Genomic DNA, 18,434 nt, shown 5'->3' on the forward strand with positions numbered 1-18,434 from the left:
CAACCAGCTGATGGGAACGCCCGGCGCCGACGTCTCCGTCATCATTCCGGTCTACAACACGGTCGACTACCTGAGCGCCTGCCTGGACTCGTTGGTCGACCAGACCATCGGTCACGAGCGCCTCGAGGTCGTCGCGGTGGACGACGGGTCGACCGACGGCAGCGGCGAGCTGCTCGAGCAGTACGCGGCGTCGTACCCCGACGTCTTCCGGGTCCTGCACCAGGAGAACTCCGGGGGACCGGCGCGTCCGTGCAACGCCGGCCTCGACGTCGCGACCGGCCGGTTCGTGTTCTTCCTCGGCTCCGACGACTACCTCGCGCTCGATGCGCTGGAACGCCTGGTCGAGCGCGCCGACGCGTGGCAGGCCGACGTCGTCGTACCCGTCGCCGAGGGAGTCAACGGACGCCGGGTGGATCAGCGGCTGTTCAAGCGGGAGCATCCCGACCTCGCCTACCCCGGCACGTTGCTTCCCTACTCGCTGTCCAACACGAAGCTCTACCGCCGCGACCTCGTCGTCGAGCACGGCCTCCGCTACCCGCTCGACCTGCGGGTCGGCAGTGACCAGCCGTTCACGCTCGCGGCACTCCGCGCGGCACGCAGGATCGGCGTGCTGGGAGCCCCGACGGCGTACTTCGCCGTCAAGCGCAGCGACGACAGCAACATCAGCTACAAGATCGACTGGCCGACGCGGCTCGCGGACCTGACGTCGGTCGTCGAGCACCTCTGCGAGATCGAGCCCGAGGGCGACGACCGCGATGCGCTGCTCGTGCGGCACTTCTCGTGGGAGTTCGACAAGCTCATCACCCGCGACCTGCCCCTCCTCCCGGACGAGGAGGGCGAGGGACTGCTCGCCGCTCTCGCCGTGCTCGCGGACCGCTACCTCACTGAAGGCGTACGACGCCGGCTGACCGTGCCGCGACGGGTGCGCTGGCACCACGTCGTCGCCGGCGACCTGGCCGCGCTGCGCGCTGCCTCCGACGAGGCACCGACGACCGGCCCGCTCCTGGTCGAGGCCGGGGGAGCGTTCTCGCCGCTGCCGGGGTTCCGCGAAGGGCTTCCTGACGACCTGTTCGTGATCCCGCAGGGTGCCATCGCGCCGTGGATCCAGAGCATTGACCTGGCAGCCACGGTGCGTCTCGAGGGGCACACGATCTTCGTGACCGCATCGACGGCCACCCTCGACCCGGCGTCGGCACGGCACGCCCGGCTGACCCTCAGCCCGCTCAACGACGCCGGCGACCCCCGCGGGGCGCTGGACGTGAGCCGGTCCGACGGCACCCGCGTGCTCGCCAGCGGGCCGATGACGATCGGCGCCGACGGGGACGTGCAGGCGGAGGTCGACCTGACGCCCTTCATCGAACAGGGCGGTGGTCGCGCGGGCCTGCGGCTGCGGATCGAGACCGATGACCGGATCTTCGACCGCCCCTTCCGTGTTGCGGTGAGTGCGGCCTCCGAGGTCGCCACCCGATCGTGGAACGCCTCCATCAAGGTGACATCCTCGACCGAGGACCGGGTCCTGGTCGACGTGACGGTTGAACGAACGCTGGCGGGCCGGGTCCTCGGTCGGCTGAGACGTAATTGAGGAGAGCAGGAAACGTGGACATCTGTGTGGTCGCCCTCGGCAAGATCGGCCTCCCGCTGGCGGTGCAGTTCGCCAGCAAGGGACACCGCGTCGTCGGCGCCGACGTCGACCAGAACGCCGTCGACCTGGTGAACCGTGGCGAGGAGCCGTTCCCCGGTGAGGCCCACCTCGCCGAGAAGCTCCGTGAAGCCGTGGACGCCGGACTGCTGTCCGCCACCACCGACACCACCGCGGCCGTCGCCGCAGCCCAGGCAGTCGTCATCGTCGTACCCCTCTTCGTGGCGGCCGACGGCACGCCGAGCTGGGCGTGGATGGACGCAGCGACCGAGGCCGTGGGCCGCGGCCTGAAGCCGGGCACCCTGGTCAGCTACGAGACGACGCTGCCGATCGGCACCACCCGCAACCGCTTCGGCCCGAAGCTCGAGGAGCTCTCCGGGCTCAAGGCCGGCGAGGACTTCCACCTGGTGTTCAGCCCCGAGCGGGTGCTCACCGGCCGGGTGTTCGAGGACCTCCGCAAGTACCCCAAGCTGATCGGCGGCATCAACCAGGCCTCCGCCGACGCGGCGATGGCTTTCTACGACGCCGTCCTCGACTTCGACGACCGCCCCGACCTTCCGCAGGGCAACGGCGTGTGGGACCTGGGCTCCTCCGAGGCCTCGGAGTTCGCGAAGCTCGCCGAGACGACCTACCGCGACGTCAACATCGGCCTGGCCAACCAGTTCGCCCGGTACGCCGACCAGATCGACGTCGACGTGCTCAAGGTGATCGACGCCTCCAACTCGCAGCCCTACAGCCACATCCACCGCCCCGGCATCGCCGTCGGCGGGCACTGCATCCCGATCTACCCGCGGCTCTACCTGTGGAACGACCCGGCAGCGACCGTCGTGACCGCAGCCCGCGAGGCCAACGCCGGCATGCCGTCGTACGCCCTGGACCTGCTGGCTGCCGCCCAGGGCGACCTCACCGGAGTCCCGGTGCTCGTGCTCGGTGCGGCCTATCGCGGTGCGGTGAAGGAGACGGCGTTCTCCGGCGTCTTCCCGCTCGTCGAGGGCCTGAAGGCGCGCGGCGCCGTGCCGTTCGTGTCCGACCCGATGTACACCGCCGCCGAGCTCGAGTCGCTCGGCCTGCCCGCCCACCAGGGCGAGCCGGTCACCGCCGCGATCGTGCAGGCCGACCACCCGGAGTACAAGGCGCTCAAGCCCGGCGACCTGCCCGGCGTGACCGTCCTGGTCGACGGCCGCCGTGCGACGGACGCCGACGCGTGGAACGTCGAGGGCGTCCGCCGGGTCGTCATCGGCGGCTGAGGACGCCGTCCTTCTCGTCGTACACATCGCTGGTCTCGGGGCAGGTCCACTCGCCCGGAGCGGTCTCGGACAGGCGTACGCCGGCCCTCCCGACCCAGCCGATGCGGCGAGCCGGGACGCCGGCGACCAGCGCGAAGTCGGGAACGTCGCGGGTGACCACGGCCCCCGCGGCCACGAGCGCCCAGGCGCCGACCTTGAGGGGCGCCACGCAGACGGCGCGGGCACCGATCGAGGCACCGTCGCCGATCTCCACGCCGACGGCTTCCCAGTCGTGCGCACGCTTGAGGTCGCCGTCAGGGGACACCGAGCGGGGGTACTGGTCGTTGGTCAGCACGGCGGCCGGGCCGATGAAGACGCCGCTGCCGAGCGTCGCCGGCTCGTAGACGAGGGCGTAGTTCTGCAGCTTGCAGTTGTCGCCCATCTGGACGCCCGTGCCGACGTAGGCGCCGCGTCCGATCACGCAGCTCTCGCCGAGGGTCGCTTCCTCGCGGATCTGGGCGAGCTCCCAGACGGTGGTGCCATCGCCCAGCCGGGCCGAGTCCGCGACCTGCGCGGTGTCCTTGACGGTTGCCTTCACCCCACCACCGTACTGATCCACGGACCCGCGCGACCGTTAGCCTCCTCCCCATGAGCGCGGGTGCGGCACCGTTGGTGATGGGGGTCGTCAACGTCACGCCCGACTCCTTCTCCGACGGTGGCCGGTACGACGACCCGCAGCGCGCCGTCGCGCACGGACTGCAGCTGCTGGCCGATGGGGCGGACATCCTCGACGTGGGTGGCGAGTCCACCCGGCCGGGCGCCACCCGGCCCCTGCTCGCCGAGGAGCTCGACCGCGTCGTACCCGTGATCGAGGCGCTCGCCGCCCATGGCGCGGTGGTCTCGGTCGACACCATGCGGGCCGAGGTCGCGGCGCGGGCCGTCGAGGCCGGCGCGCAGGTCGTCAACGACGTCTCCGGCGGCCTGGCCGACCCCGCCATCCTCGACGTGGTGGCCCGAACGGGCGTCACCTACGTCGCGATGCACTGGCGGGACCACAGCGACCGGATGCAGCAGCTCACGGACTACGACGAGCAGGGCGGCGTCGTCGCGGCGGTGCGGGCCGAGCTGGCCGGCCGGGTGGCGGCCATCCGGGCCGCGGGCGTCGCCGACGACCGGATCGTGCTCGACCCGGGCCTGGGCTTCGCGAAGCTGGCCCAGCACAACTGGGACCTCCTCCGGCGGCTGGACGTGCTCGCCGACCTGGGCTTCCCGCTTCTCGTCGGTGCCAGCCGAAAGAACTTCCTCGGACGCCTGCTGGAGGACGAGGACGGTGCACCCCGCCCCGTCGCCGAGCGGGAGGCGGCCGGAGTCGCCCTCTCCGCACTCCTCGCAGCCGGCCTGGCCGGGACGCCGGTCTGGTGCCTGCGGGTCCACGATGTGCGCGCCCACCGCGACGCCCTCGCAGTTGCGGCACAGTGGTCCACTCAGAACGCTGATCGGGCAGCGACGGGGAAGGAACGCGCGTGAGTGACCATCCTCTGGATGAGCATCTGGATGAGCTGAGCATCCTCGGCATCGAGTGCTTCGCCCATCACGGCGTCTTCGACCACGAGCGACGGGACGGACAGGTCTTCAAGTTCGACCTCGTCCTCGGCGTCGACACCCGCCCAGCGGCCGCATCGGACGACTTGCGCGACACCGTGGACTACGGAAGCCTCGTGGACCAGGTAGTGGCAGCAGTGACGAGGGACCCGGTCGACCTGATCGAGACCCTCGTGCAACGGATTGCCGATGTGTGTCTGTTGGACCGTCGTGTTGAATGGGCGCGTGTGACCGTGCACAAGCCGGATGCGCCGATCCAGGCGACGTTCGCCGACGTACAGCTCACCGTCACCCGTCGTCGTGAGACGCCTGCAGCGGGAGACCGAACCGGAAAGGCAGAGGGCCCAGCATGACCGAGACCCCCAACCCGAACATCATCGATGCGGACACCCTGACCGGGGAGATGCGACCCATTCGTCGGGTGGTGATCGGCCTCGGCTCGAACCTCGGTGAACGGTTCTCGAACCTGCAGGGTGCCGTGGACGCACTCGCCGACACCCCCAACGTGTGGGTCACCGGCGTCTCGCCCGTCTACGAGAGCGAGCCGGTCGACTGCCCGCCGGACTCGGCGACCTTCCTCAACGCGGTGGTCCTGATCGACACCACGCTCTCGGCGCACCGCCTGCTCGACCGCGCCCTGGCCATCGAGGACGCCTACGACCGGTTGCGTAGCGACGTCAAGAACGCGCCGCGGACCCTCGACGTCGACCTGATCGCGGTCGGCGACCGCCGCAGCGACACCGAGTCCCTGCGTCTGCCGCACCCGCAGGCGCACGAGCGTGCCTTCGTGCTGCAGCCGTGGAGCGACCTCGAGCCCGACGCCGAGTTCCCGGGCCTGGGCCCGATCTCGGAGCTGCTGGCCAAGGCGGACACCACCGGCCTGAAGCCGCGGTCCGACCTGGCCCTCGAGTTCGAGTGACCTGAGTGCCTGAGTGAGCACTGAGTGAGCGCTGCGGGCCCCGAGTCCGGGAACGGTGCCCTGCGGCCCACCCCGCTGCTGAGCCTGCTGGGCTGGGCACTGGTGGGCCTGGTCGGTGGCTGGGCGGTCCATCCGCTCAGTGAGCGGCTCGGCGTCGTACCACCGCTGGTGACGGCACCCCAGCCGCTGGCGCTGCTGCTGCTCGCCGCGATCCTCGGGTACGTCGCCTGGGCGACCCACCGGGCCGTGCAGGTACGACGCGAGCGGCTCGAGGCGCACAAGGCGGTCAACCGTCTGGTGCTGGCCAGGGCGAGTGCCCTGGTGGGTGCGCTCGTGGCCGGCGGGTACCTCGGCTACGCCATCAGCTGGATCGGCGACCCGGCCGAGCTGGCCGACGAGCGGCTCGTGCGGTCCCTGATCGCGACTGGCTGCGCGGTGGCGGCGATGGTCGCGGCGCTGCTGCTCGAGCGGGCCTGTCGGGTGCGCAAGGACGACTCCGAGGTCCACTGACCCGCCCTCCTGCTGCAACCCGTGTGACTGTTGTGACAGATGTGTCAAGCGTGTCGTCCGTCTCATGGGCCCGCTGAGGCATACCGTGCTGACATGACTTCCCCCGTCGGCAACCGTCGTCGTCAGCGGTCCACTCGTCTCCTGGTGGCCGTCGCTCTCCTCACGCTCGCGGCGCTGGCCGTCGCGGGTACCGCCGTGACCGGTTCCTGGCTGCTCGTCACCGTTGCTGCTGCGGGCGCCGTCGTCCTCGGTGCCGCCGCGCTGAAGATCGCCCACACCGAGCTGATCGCCATTCGCCACGAAGCCGCGCGCGACCGTGCCGGCCAGGCGAAGGCGTACGCCGACCTGACCGAGGTGCGCACCGCCGAGAACGTCGAGTTCGCAGCCGACATGACCGGCAGGCTCGCCAAGCGCGACGCCACCATCTCCCGCCTGGAGAAGCGCCTCGGCGACGCCGCCTCGGAGCTGGCCGACGCCCGCCAGGAGCTGGCGGACGCCCACGACCAGGCGGCGGAGGCCCAGCGGGTCGCCGAGCGGCTCGGCGAGCGACTCACCGACGCCGAGGAGCGTGCCGGTCAGGCGATCGTGCGCGTGGCCGAGCTCGAGGCCGAGCTGGACGTCCTGCAGGCCGAGTGGCAGCTGATGGAGTCTCGCACGCGCGGGAGTGGCCGCAAGGCGGTCTGACGCCACGGCTCTCCGGGTGCCTCTCCGGGGCGACGCGTCGGGCGACCTCCGGGTGGATCGGTCGGATCGTTAGGATCGACCTCTCCCCCCGCCAGTCGACCGTCCGCCGTACCTGAAGGATTCACTCTTGGCCTACGACCGAGCGCGCGCGAAGCAGTCCCTGATCCGACTCGGGAAGTCGGGACCCGGAAGGTTGCGAGGGCCCGTGGGTCGAGCGACCCGTCGCTTCCGGGGCGGCTTCAACGGCACCCGTGTCTCGGTCGTCCTGCCCCTCAGTGACGACGAGACCACGCGGATCGGGCCCTGCCTGGACACCCTGCGGTCCCAGACCTACCGCAACCTCGACATCGTCGTCGTGCCGTACGGCCGCCACGACACGGTTCTCGGGATCGTCCAGGGTCACGCGGTCGAGGACTGGCGGATCCGGATCCGCTCCCGGCACGCGGAGTCCACCCTCGCGGCGGCCCGCAACGCAGGCATCGCGGCTGCCCGGGGCGACGTCGTGGTCGTCATCAGCGGCGGTGACGACCTCCTGCCGCCGTCGATCGAACGCCTGGTCACGGCGCACGAGACCTCTGGTTCGGCGCTGGTGGTCGGCCGGATGAAGGAGCCGTCCACCGTGGGCTGGGTGCCGGACGCACCCTTTGATGCCGCCCACCACGTCGACGTCTCCCGTACGACGCTCGCGGCCTCACCGATTGCGATCACTGACCTGGGGATCGGCAACAAGCTCTTCACCGCGGACCTGTGGCGGCGTTCGGGCCTGCAGTTCACTGATGCCCAGCCCAGTGGTGCCGACGTCGCCGTCGGGCTGTTGCGCCAGGCGCCGTCGTTCGACCTGCTCAAGCAGTCGACGTACGTCCCCAGCGGGCGCAAGGACGGCGTGGGGGTCGGATCCGCACCCGACGCACTCTCCGGTCTCGACGACTGGCTCGACGAGCATGCGCGGACCTGGCAGGCAGTCATCGAGACGGGGATCCCGGACGCGCGCGACTGGTGGCTGTGGGGCGTCCTGGACGCCGCGGTCCAGCCGCTGCTGACCGATGTCGAACGCGCCGACGACCACCAGTGGAAGACCCTGCGCGACTACGTCTCCATGTTGCTGGAGTCCGCCGACGACCAGGTCTGGTCGAGCCTGTCCGCGGAGTCGCGAATCAAGATCTGGCTGCTCCAGCACGACCACCGTGAGCAGCTGGCGTCGTACGCCGCGGCGCGGTTGTTCACGGGCGGCAGCCGACCCACCGTCGTACGCGACGGCAAGGTCTTCGCCCAGCTGCCCTTCCACGACGACGCCGACCTCGCCATCCCCGCCGAGCTCTTCGAGATGTCGGCCGAGGAGACGCGGCTCTCCGCGGTCCTGCGCGACGTGCGCTGGGACGCCGACGACGCCGTCGAGCTGACCGTGTTCGCCGCGATCGACTTCGTCGCGATGTCCGGTCTCCCCGAGGCGACCTGCGCCCTCGTCGACCAGGAATCGGGTGAGCGGATCGAGCTGGCGCTGCGCCAGACCCGCGACCTCCGGGCCAACATGGGGCCGCAGATGGTGTCGCGGCGCTACCAGGACAACTCGTGGGGCGCATTCGTCGCGACCGTCCCCGCTGCCGAGATCGTCGCCGCGTCCCGGGCCGCCGGTGTCGCGGGCGTCGGCCGCACCTGGCTCCTCGACGTCACCCTGACCGTGGACGGTGTGACCCGGTCCGGCCCGATCGCCCGGGTCGACGTGCAGGGCTCGGCCGGGTTCGTGGGTGAGGACCACCTCGCACCCCGCCCGGTGGCCGGAGCACTCGTCGGCTTCAGCCCCCGCGCCTCGCTCGCCGGGATCCAGGTGCTGCCCGACTCCGGCCCCAGGCTGCGCGAGGTCGCGGTCGAGGGGCGCGTCCTGAGCGGCACCCTGGACACCGCCGGCCTGTCGATCGCCGCAGTTCGCGCCGCATGGGGTGGGCAGCAGGCCCGTGCCGCCGTCGCGGACGACTCCGGAGCAGCGACCTTCCGGCTGGACCTCCCGCCGGCCTGGACCGGGCAGAACCGCTGGTCGCTGACGGCGCTGGACGCCGACGGTCGCGAGCACCCGATCGGCTGGCCGGCCCGGCCCGAGCAGTGGCTGGGCGTCGGTGGTGGCGAGATCGTGGCCAGCCGTGATGCACGTGGTGCTGCCGAGGTCCTCGAAGCAGCCGGTGTCCTCGTCGTCGACGACGTCGTGGTCGAGGACCTCGACGTCACCGTGACCGGTCGGTGGCTCGCAGCCGAGCCGCCTTCCGACGTACGGATCGAGCTGGTCGGCCAGAAGGCCACGGTGGTCGGCACGATCGACGCCGACAGTGGTGCGGCCGGCGAGGTCCGGGCGCGGTTCCGGCTGGTCACCGACCCCTGGGGCCTGCGTGAAGGACCGGTCCCCGTGGGCATCTACCCGGTCACCGTGGTCACCGGCGGGCAGTCGTCGATCGCCCTGCTCGGTGAGCCGGCCGTCGACAAGCTGCACCAGTTCACCGTCGGCAGTGCCTACACGTCGCGACTGATGCGCTTCGAGCGCGACTGCAACATCGAGCTGCAGCGCCCGCTGGCCGACGAGGACCGCGGGCCGTTCGCCCAACAGGCCCTGCAGGACTGGTACGACGCCACCGACTTCCCGCTCGAGGCCGACGCGGTCTACCTCCAGTCGTACGTCGGTGCCTCCGCCACGGACAGCCAGCTGGCGATCCACCACGAGCTCCGTCGTACCCACCCCGAGCTGAAGATCTACTGGGGTGTCAGCGAGGCCGCTTCGTGGGTGCCGGACGGCGGCATCCCGGTCATGATGAACTCGCGCGAGTGGTACCGCGTCCTCGGCAGCGCGAAGTACCTCTGCCTCAACATCGACCCGGAGCGGTGGTTCTCGCGCAAGCCGGGGCAGCAGATGCTGCAGACCTTCCACGGCTACCCGGCCAAGTCGATGGGCCTGCGGATGTGGCGGGCCAAGAACTTCACCCCGAAGCGGATCGACCTGGAGCTCGTGCGCACGTCGGGGGAGTGGGACCTGATCCTCACCCCCGAGCCGGCGATGGACGAGCACTACCGCCGCGAGTACGCCTACGACGGGCCGATCTTCAGCCACGGCTACCCCCGTGACGACGTATTGGTCTCTGCGGAAGCAGACACCGTGCGCGAGGAGACCCGGCGCCGACTCGGGATCCGTCCCGAACAGAAGGCCGTGCTCTACGCACCCACCTGGCGCGACGACCTGGCGACCAACTGGCGCAGCGCCGAGATCGTGCACCACCTGGACCTCGAGGCCGCGAGCCGCGCCCTCGGGCCGGACTACGTCCTGCTGATGCGCGGGCACCGGTTCCACTCGGGTGCCTCTGCCGCGGGCACCGGCGCCGCCCGCTTCCTCGACGTCACCGACTACCCGGAGATCAACCACCTGATCCTGGCGTCCGATGCCGCGGTGCTCGACTACTCCTCGCTGCGTTTCGACTTCGCCCTGACCCAGCGGCCGATGATCTTCCTCGTCCCCGACCTCGACACCTACGTCGGCGGCGTCCGTGGCTTCCTCTACGACTACCGCGACTCCGCCCCGGGCCCGCTGGTCGACACCGCCGACGAGGCCGTGAAGCTGCTGCGCGACTTCGCGGGGCTCGAACGGATCTGTGCTCCGGAGCTCGCCCGGTTCCACGAGAAGTACAACCACCTCCAGGACGGCCAGTCCGCCCGGTTGGTGGTCGAGGCCTTCTTCGGCGGTACCGCCGACGCCTGACGGAATGGGCAATAGTGGCAGCGTCCAACGGCCCGGACCTGCCATTACTGCCCATCCGGCGTGATCTGCCACCGAGCGCAGGCCAGCGCGGTACCCGAAGGCGTGAAGAGCGACCGGTTCAGCAGGTCGAACCACGGGCGGATGTCCTGGACGCCGATCGGCTGGCCCAGGGCGGAGCGCGCCTCCTTGAGGATCAGCCAGCCGTCGTGGAGCAGCTCATGTGCACTCCATCCGTGGCGTACGTAGCCACTCGTGCCGAGGCGACTGTCGCGCCGACGGTCGCGGCTGTACTGGCCGCGGTCCCTGAAGTGGTGGGCGCCGTCGTACTCCTGCAGGGTGAAGGACCCGTCGACGAGGAGGTCGGCGCGGCCCAGGAAGCGCCCGTCGGCGTCATGGAGATCGACCTGCGGAGTGACGGCAATGCCGCATGAAGTGTGGAGCAGCCGCAACAGCGTCTCCCAGGCAGACTCCGCCCGTCCATCAACCCAGCGCAGCCCTTCGCGAAGGGAACGGGAGCCGGGCCGCGACGTCCGCGCCAGCGTCTGGAGCTCTTCCAACGAGCACTTCTCGAGGTGGAGAGCACTGTCGATCAGGACCACCAGGTCGAGGAGGCTGAGGTCACGGGCGCAGGCGAGCAGGGCCTCGGGCACCGGGCTGAAGGCGATGCCGTTGATCGTCACCTTCGCGGGTGCCTGCCGTGCTCGGGTCACGCGCAGGGCCGGACGGCGTCGGCGGGCGCTGGACTCCTGCATGGCGACGAAATGAGGCAGGTGGATGGGGAGCGGCGGCAGCCAGAGTTCGTGGGCCCGGGCAGCGGTCAGCCCCGTGAAGGCGTACGACGCCGGCTGTATCGCCGACCATGCAGCCAGCTCGGCCCACCAGAGATCGTCGCCGTCGAGTCCGGAGGGGATGGCGACGCCGTACCCGAGGGAGGTCCAGCGGGTACCGCGGCGGCGGGTGGGGGAGGGCGTGACGTCGGGCATGTTGCCGATGCTGGCCAGACGAACGGACGCACCGGGCTGCGAGCGAGCGGGCCTGTGGAGGACCAGGGGCTTCCGCTCGGGCTGGGGACCATCGATGGTCGAAACCGGCACCGGATGGGCGGAAGTGGCACGTCGAAAGCTCCGCGTCTGCCAGTAGTGCCCATTCGGTCGCGCCGGTCGGTGACAAGTAGCCTGTCGGCATGTCGATTCCCGTGAAGAACGTGGCCGTCCTCCTCGCCGGTGGCGTGGGAGCCCGGGTCGGTCTCGACATCCCCAAGCAGCTGATCAAGGTCGCCGGCAAGACGCTCCTCGAGCACACGCTGGTGGCCCTGCACGACCACCCGGACGTCGACGACGTCATCGTGATGATGACGCCGGGCCACACCGACGCGGTCCGCGAGATCACCCGTGGCGAGGCGTACCCGAAGGTCTCCGCGATCCTCGAGGGCGGCGACACCCGCAACGCCACGACCCAGCTCGCGATCAGCCATCTGCAGGCGACCGCAGGCGGCGCTGACGTGCGGATCCTGCTGCACGACGCGGTGCGCCCGCTGGTGACGCCGCGGATCATCGGCGAGTGCTTCGCCGCGCTCGACGCCTACCCGGCCGTCGACGTCGCGATCCCCTCGGCGGACACGATCATCGAGGTGGCGGAGGACGACACGATCCGGAGCATCCCGCCACGTGCGTCGCTGCGCCGCGGCCAGACACCGCAGGCCTTCCGGCTCGACGTGCTGGCGAAGGCCTACGAGATCGCCGACGCCGACCCGGACTTCACCGCCACCGACGACTGCAGCGTCGTGCTGCGCTACCTCCCCGACGAGCCGATCATCGTGGTGCACGGCGACGACCGGAACATGAAGGTCACCGAGCCGATCGACGTGTTCATCGCCGACAAGCTCTTCCAGCTGACCGGGATCGACCTGCCCCGCGCGAAGACCGACGACGGCTACCGCGACGCCCTTGCCGGCAAGACGATGGTCGTCTTCGGCGGCAGCTACGGCATCGGCGCGGACATCGCTGCCCTCGCGGCGTCGTACGGCGCCACGGTGCTCACCTTCAGCCGGTCGACCACCAACACCGACGTGGGCCGGCGGTCCGACGTCGCCGCCGCCGCGAAGCAGGCGATCGCCGCGACCGGGTCGATCGACTTCGTGGTCAACACGGCCGGCGTCCTGCCCCGCGGTGAGCTGCTCGAGACCAGCGAGGAGACCGTCTACGCCGCGACCGAGATCAACTACCTCGGGCCGATCTTCATCGCCCAGGAGTTCTTCCCGCACCTCGCGGCCTCGCGCGGCTCACTGCTGCTGTTCACCTCGAGCTCCTACACCCGTGGCCGCAGCGGCTACAGCCTCTACTCCTCGGCCAAGGCCGCGACGGTCAACCTCACCCAGGCGCTCGCCGACGAGTGGGCCGACGCCGGCGTGCGGGTCAACTGCATCAACCCCGAGCGCACCGGTACCCCGATGCGCACGAAGGCGTTCGGTGAAGAGGCGCCGGGAACCCTGCTGGACTCGCAGGTCGTCGCGCACACCTCGGTCGACGTGCTGATCTCCGAGCAGTCCGGCCATGTGTACGACGTCCGCAAGGACGACCCGTTCAGCCTCGGCGACTGACCCGCCGCTTGACCTTGCCCGCGACCCGGCGGGCGCGCCGCCGCAGTGTTGCTGCTCGTACCTCGTCCAGCTCGCGTCGCGTCGCGTTCAGCTCGGCCCGGGTGGCTCGGAGCTCGCGCCGGGCTTCGTCGAGCTCGCCGCGGACCCGGTGCTCGTGGGGCTCGCAGGCGAGGCGCTGGGCGAGGAGCGGCTCGTACGCCGTGATCCGCTCGGTCGCCCGTTCCTCGCGCTGTGCGGGAGTTCGCTCGGTGGCGGCGGTGAGCACGAGGTCGGCCAGCGAACGCACGTTGGAGTCGGCGAGCCGGGTGAGCTCCCGCGACGCCTCCAGGACCTCGTCACGCTCGCCGATCTCGAGGGCACGACCGAAGGCGGCGTCGAGGTCGGGGACGTCGATGCCGTAGGGCATCTGCGCGTCCCAGTGGGCGGCGTACCGGGTCGGCTTGGGTCGCGTCACGGTGACGCGAGGGATGCCGTACGACGCCGAGATGATGCGCACGTGCAGGGAGCTGCTCAGCACCACACGGGCGCGGCGGATGTGGTCCACCAGGTCCATGGGACGTCGGTCGGCGATGATCTCGACCTCGCGCGACGGCGCGAACCCGGCGATGTCGGCTGCGAGCTGCTCCATCGCCTCGAAGGAGTCGTGGCCGGTCGCCGTACCGGCAAGGAGGAGGCGGATCCGCAGGCCGTCGAGGTTCCTGCTCTCCGCGAGGGCCTGCGCGAACCGCTTGCGGCCGACCTGGCGGAGGATCGCGTTGGAGACCTGGACGACGACGTTGTCGGCATCCGGGTCGCGGTCGAACGGGTCGATGGCTCCGATCGCGTGGACCACGTCCGGGACGAGCGAGTTGTCGACGCCGACGCTGTTGAGGAAGTCGTGCGAAGTCGTGTCGCGCACGGAGACGGCATCCGCCCGGCGCAGCCCGTCGAGGATCTCCTCGCGCACGTGGACGGGACGGGACCGTACGCCGGTCAGCCCGGCGGAGTTCACGATGGTGGTGGCGCCCGCGTTCAGGGGGAAGGCACCCGGCGTGGGGATGTAGCCGGCCACGATCGGTGCGCCGTTGACCGACTCGGCCAGCATCTCGCGCTTCCGGGCGTAGGGAGCGTCGGTGTAGCCGGCGTACACCTCGGGCGGCATCGACATGCGGTACGCCGACTCGACCGTGGTCCCGCCGATCTCTCCGCCCACGGACCAGACCGCGTCGAACTCCTGCTCACGCAGCAGGTCCCCGAAGGCCACGACCTTGCGGTCGAGCAGGTCCGTCATGTCGGCCGCGAACGGTGCGGCGGCGACGATCTGGGTGCCGGGCAGGTACTTCTCGGTCACCAGGAGGAACAGCAGGTCGCCGAAGTTGTCCCGCTCGTAGGCGCCGACGGTCAGGATGCGTGGCCGGTCGGACGGTGCAGCAGACATGCGGGAACGAACCTTTCGGCGAGCGTCGGGGACGGCCGAAATCCTCTCACGACCGGCCTGCCGCGCCGCTTTCGCAGGACCGTCAGTCCGGCGCCGCCCCGAACAGTCCGCCCGTGGCCTCGGAGATCCGCTCACCCAGCAGGTCGAGGGTGCTCTCGGCGAAGGAGTCGGACAGGTGGGTGCCGGAGCGGTAGACCAGCACGTTGCCGATCACCGGCGGGCACACGGCCCCGCCCGGGCACACGACGTCGGTCATGTCGACGATGGCGGCCTCCGGCAACCGCTTCGCAGCCGCCAGCTGCGCCGGCGCGCCCGTCCGCTCGAGGCGCCCGGCGAGCGGATAGCCGCAAGCAGTCAGCTGGTCACGGTGCTCCTGCACACAGCCGGGCACGTTGCTGCCGGGCCGTCCGGGCGTGTCGAGGATCGAGACCAGTCGGGCCCCGCTGGCGAGGACGTCTCGCCAGTGCGAGACGAGGCCGTCGACCATTGCCTCGCGCGTCTGGGTCTCCTGGACGTCCTGGCCCGGCCGCAGGGCATCCCTGAAGCGGGTCACCGTCAGCACGACGTCGACGCGCTCGTCGATGATCCACTGCAGCGCCTCCTGGCTCCAGCGGTCGCAGGTGGGACTGGGCTGTCCGCCGACGTAGGGCCGGATCACGTTGGCGAACTGGCACCCGTCCTTGCCGATGAAGACCATCCGCCAGCCCGCACGTTCGGCGAGCTCCTTCACGGGCGTGAACCACTGGGCAGCCTTCGAGTCCCCGACAAGCACGACGGTGTGGTCGCTGTCGACGGCTCCGAACTCACAGGCCGAGAAGCGGTCCTCGAGCGGCTCGGGCATGCACTCGCGGGTGGTGTAGATGTCCGGGCGGTCCGGCGCCAGCGGCGAGGGACGGATCGCGTCGACGCTGTCCACCGTGGTCCAGTCGACCCCGGCGAAGCGGGGATCCTGCAGGGCGGCCGCACCGGGCGCCTCTTCCTTCGAGGGGAGCCTGCCGGTGTCGACCAGCGCGAAGGATGCGATCACCGCCACTCCGACGACGGCAGCAGTTGACGAGGCGGCGGCTCCCATCCACAGCGCCGACCGCGTCGGGGCCAGACGCGGGCTGACGCGCAGCGGATTCTCGACGTAGCGGTAGGACAACCAGGCGGGAACCGCGGACGCCAGTACGACGAGCAGCGACTGGCGCACCCTGAGGTCACCCCACAAGCCCTCGGCGGCGACGAGGAAGGGCCAGTGCCAGAGATAGAGGGAGTACGACAGCCCGCCCACCCAGACAACGGGGCCCAGCCCCAGCAGGCGACCCACCCCGGGGCGACGCAGCATGCGGTCTCCGCCCGCGGCGATGGCCGCCGCCGTACCGAGGACCGGGAGCAGGGTGGCGGTGCCGGGCCAGGTCATCGTGTGGTCGTAGGTCGCGGCGGCCACGGCGATAGCGCCGACCCCGATCCAGCCGCCCGCGGCGCGCGCAGCGGCCGGCACTCGCAGCACCAGTGGCCATCCGATCGCCAGCAGCGCGCCGACTCCGAGCTCCCACAGGCGGGTCGTCGAGACGAAGAACGCCAGGCCGGGCTGCTCCGCGGAGTAGTGGATCGCGAAGCAGAACGAGGCGACGGTCAGGGCGAGGATGGTCGCGAACAACGCCCGCTTGCGCCGGGCGACGGTCGTGAGTGCGACGACCAGGGCGATCAACAACGGCCAGACGACGTAGAACTGCTCCTCGACCGCGAGCGACCAGAAGTGCTGGACCGGCGAGGACCCGACGTCCTCCGCGAGGTAGTCGACCTCGCGGTAGCCGAGTCGCCAGTTCACCACGTACGCCGCGGCGGCGACGATGTCCCCGCCGAAGTCCTTCCGGCTGGTGACGGGCAGCCACAGCAGGGTGACCAGTCCGCTGAAGAGGAGCACCAGGGTGCTCGCCGGGAGCAGGCGTCGCGCCCGACGCGCCCAGAAGCTCGCGAGATCGAGTCGTCCGGTGCGGGAGATCTCGCGCACCATCAGCGACGTGATGAGGAAGCCGGAGATCACGAAGAACACGTCCACGCCGACGAATCCGCCCGGGACCCAGGCCAGGCCGGCGTGGTAGAGCAGCACTGATCCGACCGCCAGGGCGCGCAACCCCTCGATGTCGGGCCGGATCGTGGTCACCGAGCCGGTTGTCCGAGGGGGTGCAGAGGCACTGGTGGGGGCCTGGTCCGTCTCTGCTTGTCTCACTGGTCCGTCCGAGATTGCCGAGGTTCGTCGCGCCCGACGGTACAGCCAGGTCGGCTCGATCCGGTGATCCTCATCTAGGCTTCCGCCCAGCAGTCGAGGGGGAGTTCATGGTGTGGAGCAGGGTCCGGGGGTCCGTCCGCGACCGACGTGATCGGCGCAGGGACGGCAGCCACGTGTCCGACGCCCGCCTGGTCTCGCTGGTGCGCGGCGAGCTCGGTGATCGGCCGTCAGCGACCGTCGTCGTGCTCGGCAGCGGTCGACGTGGCCTCGTCGACGCCCTGGTTGCTGCGTCCCCGACGTGGACGGTCGTGGAGGCAGCCACCGACGCCGACGAGCGACAGGTCCAGCTGACGCTGCTCGACCCGATCGACGCCATCATCGACGTGCCTTCCAAGGAGGGGCGCCTGTTCCGGTTCCGCACGGTCTTCTTCCACGTCCGCGCTCACGGCCTGTACGTCGTACCGGGCGGCGCCGTCGAGCTGGGCCCCGGACGCGGGAAGCTCGGCGATCACCTCGCGAGTGCCGCCGCGCTCGCCGAGGAGCCGCTCCGCGGGGGCCGCCTGCGTTCGATCGCGGCCAACGCCCTCCTGGCGGTCCGCATGCACGTGCAGGCCACCGCGGACGGGGAGGACCTCGTGCTGCGTCACGACCTGCCCGACGTCCTCGCCAAGCTGGACGAACCGCAGACCAGCGCCTGGATCGAGCGGAGTGGCCACGGGCACCGGATCCTCTCGACGATTCCCGCCGAGGACCCTCCGAGCGCTGCGGTCATCACCGAGGTGCCGGTCCTCCGAGAGCCGCCGATGGACCGGGCCATCAACCGCGCCGACCTGACGTTGCGTGACTACCGCGACGTGGTCGTGGACGTCGAACAGCTGGTGATCGCCGAGCGGGTCCTCCCGGCGGAGACGTACCGGCACCACCAGAACGCCCGGCTCGTGAACCGCGGAGTCGTGGACGTCGGGCCGAGGCTGGGTGTGCCGCAGCGACCTGTCCGTGACGACCTGCCCCGGCTCGAGGGGACCTTCGTCCACCTCGACAACGAGGTCCGCGGTCACTTCGGGCACCTGATGACCGAGACCCTGTCGAGGGTCTGGACCTGGCAGGCCGCGCTCGCGATCGACCCCGGCGTGCGGGCTCTGATGAGCCGGGCGCGTGGCCGTCCGGAGATCGCGGACTGGGAGTACCACTTCTACGAGACGTGCGGCATCCCCCGTGACCGCATCGTGAAGATCGACAGTGCTGTCCGGGTCGAACGACTGCTCTCGGGCACGCCGATGCTCAGCAACCCCGAGTACGTCCATCCCCGGATCGCGCAGACCTGGGACGAGGTCGGGGACCGCCTCGCGGCCGAGGCCGGTCGGACCGAGTGGCCACGGCGCATCTTCATTGCCAGACGGATCGCCAAACGGGCCTGCGACAACGCGGACGTGGTGGAGCGGATGTTCGCGGACCGCGGCTTCGAGATCGTCTACCCCGAGGACCTCTCGCTGGGTGACCAGGTCGCCATGTTCCGTTCGGCCGAGGTGGTGGCGGGCTTCGCCGGCAGCGGCATGTTCCAGATTGCCTTCGTCCCGCACCCGATCCACGTGATCCAGGTCGGGTCGAGCAGCTACACGCCGCGCAACGAGGTGTTGATGGCCGCCGTACGCGGTCACCGGATCGACAGCGTGGTGTGCGCCACGGTCGCCAGCAACCGGGTCCAGGCAGGCTTCACCTTCGACGTCGACGCCGAGGGGCCCGCCTTGCTGAAGGTGCTCGACGGGCTGCCACCGCTCAGCTGACCGGACGCTACGGTGTCGGTCGTGACTGTGGAACGACCTCCTGTCCGGACGCGGCTGCGAAGCTCGGCGGGCCGCGCTCGCCGTGGTCTGGGGAAGGTACGCCGGC

The 18,434-nt window shown here is 70.7% G+C and carries 14 protein-coding genes; 10 read left to right on the forward strand and 4 right to left on the reverse strand.

Translation table 11 applies throughout. The features are described from left to right. The first annotated feature begins 10 nt into the window (after positions 1-10). Both ASD84_RS22030 and ASD84_RS22035 read left to right on the forward strand, forming a co-directional pair. Positions 11-1,582, forward strand: coding sequence for a glycosyltransferase family 2 protein (locus ASD84_RS22030; protein WP_056715656.1), 1,572 nt, complete (start codon positions 11-13; stop codon positions 1,580-1,582). Positions 1,583-1,596: 14 nt separating this feature from the next. Then, on the forward strand, positions 1,597-2,886 hold the full coding sequence (locus tag ASD84_RS22035; RefSeq protein ID WP_056715659.1) for a nucleotide sugar dehydrogenase: 1,290 nt from the start codon (positions 1,597-1,599) through the stop codon (positions 2,884-2,886). On the opposite strand, the gene ASD84_RS22040 is transcribed toward ASD84_RS22035, so the two are convergent. Continuing rightward, on the reverse strand, positions 2,873-3,463 hold the full coding sequence (locus ASD84_RS22040) for an acyltransferase (protein WP_056716163.1): 591 nt from the start codon (positions 3,461-3,463) through the stop codon (positions 2,873-2,875). The two genes, ASD84_RS22035 and ASD84_RS22040, sit on opposite strands and share 14 nt — an antisense overlap. Positions 3,464-3,513: 50 nt before the next feature. Between ASD84_RS22040 and folP the strand changes: the two genes are divergently transcribed. From folP to ASD84_RS22070, 6 genes are all read left to right on the forward strand, one after another. Continuing rightward, positions 3,514-4,392: a dihydropteroate synthase gene (gene folP, locus ASD84_RS22045; RefSeq protein WP_056715661.1), complete on the forward strand. Its 879-nt coding sequence runs from the start codon at positions 3,514-3,516 to the stop codon at positions 4,390-4,392. Beyond that, complete coding sequence (gene folB / locus ASD84_RS22050) at positions 4,389-4,820, forward strand: dihydroneopterin aldolase (RefSeq protein WP_235531201.1); 432 nt, start codon at positions 4,389-4,391, stop codon at positions 4,818-4,820. Before folP ends, folB begins: the two co-directional genes overlap by 4 nt. Beyond that, entirely contained in the window at positions 4,817-5,386 is a 570-nt protein-coding gene (folK, locus tag ASD84_RS22055; RefSeq protein ID WP_056715664.1) for a 2-amino-4-hydroxy-6-hydroxymethyldihydropteridine diphosphokinase, read from the forward strand. Before folB ends, folK begins: the two co-directional genes overlap by 4 nt. A gap of 24 nt (positions 5,387-5,410) precedes the next feature. Next, a complete protein-coding gene (locus ASD84_RS22060; RefSeq protein WP_082573956.1) occupies positions 5,411-5,896 on the forward strand; it encodes a DUF3180 domain-containing protein in 486 nt (161 codons plus the stop codon). A 93-nt stretch (positions 5,897-5,989) separates the two neighbouring features. After that, positions 5,990-6,580: a hypothetical protein gene (locus ASD84_RS22065; RefSeq protein WP_056715669.1), complete on the forward strand. Its 591-nt coding sequence runs from the start codon at positions 5,990-5,992 to the stop codon at positions 6,578-6,580. A gap of 205 nt (positions 6,581-6,785) precedes the next feature. Further along, positions 6,786-10,313, forward strand: coding sequence for a CDP-glycerol glycerophosphotransferase family protein (locus tag ASD84_RS22070; protein ID WP_056715673.1), 3,528 nt, complete (start codon positions 6,786-6,788; stop codon positions 10,311-10,313). A gap of 44 nt (positions 10,314-10,357) precedes the next feature. On the opposite strand, the gene ASD84_RS22075 is transcribed toward ASD84_RS22070, so the two are convergent. Continuing rightward, on the reverse strand, positions 10,358-11,296 hold the full coding sequence (locus tag ASD84_RS22075; protein WP_156392175.1) for a hypothetical protein: 939 nt from the start codon (positions 11,294-11,296) through the stop codon (positions 10,358-10,360). 200 nt (positions 11,297-11,496) lie between these two features. On the opposite strand from ASD84_RS22075, the gene ASD84_RS22080 reads away from it, so the two are divergent. After that, the gene (locus ASD84_RS22080) at positions 11,497-12,912 is read left to right on the forward strand and encodes a bifunctional cytidylyltransferase/SDR family oxidoreductase (RefSeq protein WP_056715680.1); all 1,416 of its coding nucleotides are present in this window, start codon (positions 11,497-11,499) and stop codon (positions 12,910-12,912) included. Here ASD84_RS22080 and ASD84_RS22085 read toward each other — a convergent pair. Both ASD84_RS22085 and ASD84_RS22090 read right to left on the reverse strand, forming a co-directional pair. Then, complete coding sequence (locus tag ASD84_RS22085; RefSeq protein ID WP_056715682.1) at positions 12,896-14,329, reverse strand: polysaccharide pyruvyl transferase family protein; 1,434 nt, start codon at positions 14,327-14,329, stop codon at positions 12,896-12,898. The genes ASD84_RS22080 and ASD84_RS22085 overlap by 17 nt on opposite strands. Before the next feature lie 82 nt (positions 14,330-14,411). Next, positions 14,412-16,478, reverse strand: a complete 2,067-nt coding sequence (locus tag ASD84_RS22090) for an acyltransferase family protein (protein WP_056715685.1) — start codon at positions 16,476-16,478, stop codon at positions 14,412-14,414. A 239-nt stretch (positions 16,479-16,717) separates the two neighbouring features. On the opposite strand from ASD84_RS22090, the gene ASD84_RS22095 reads away from it, so the two are divergent. After that, positions 16,718-18,328 (forward strand): glycosyltransferase family 61 protein, encoded by a 1,611-nt coding sequence (locus ASD84_RS22095; protein ID WP_056715689.1) that lies wholly within the window; start codon positions 16,718-16,720, stop codon positions 18,326-18,328. Positions 18,329-18,434 lie beyond the last annotated feature (106 nt).

The sequence above is a fragment of the Nocardioides sp. Root682 genome (genome assembly GCF_001427795.1).
Lineage (GTDB): Bacteria > Actinomycetota > Actinomycetes > Propionibacteriales > Nocardioidaceae > Nocardioides.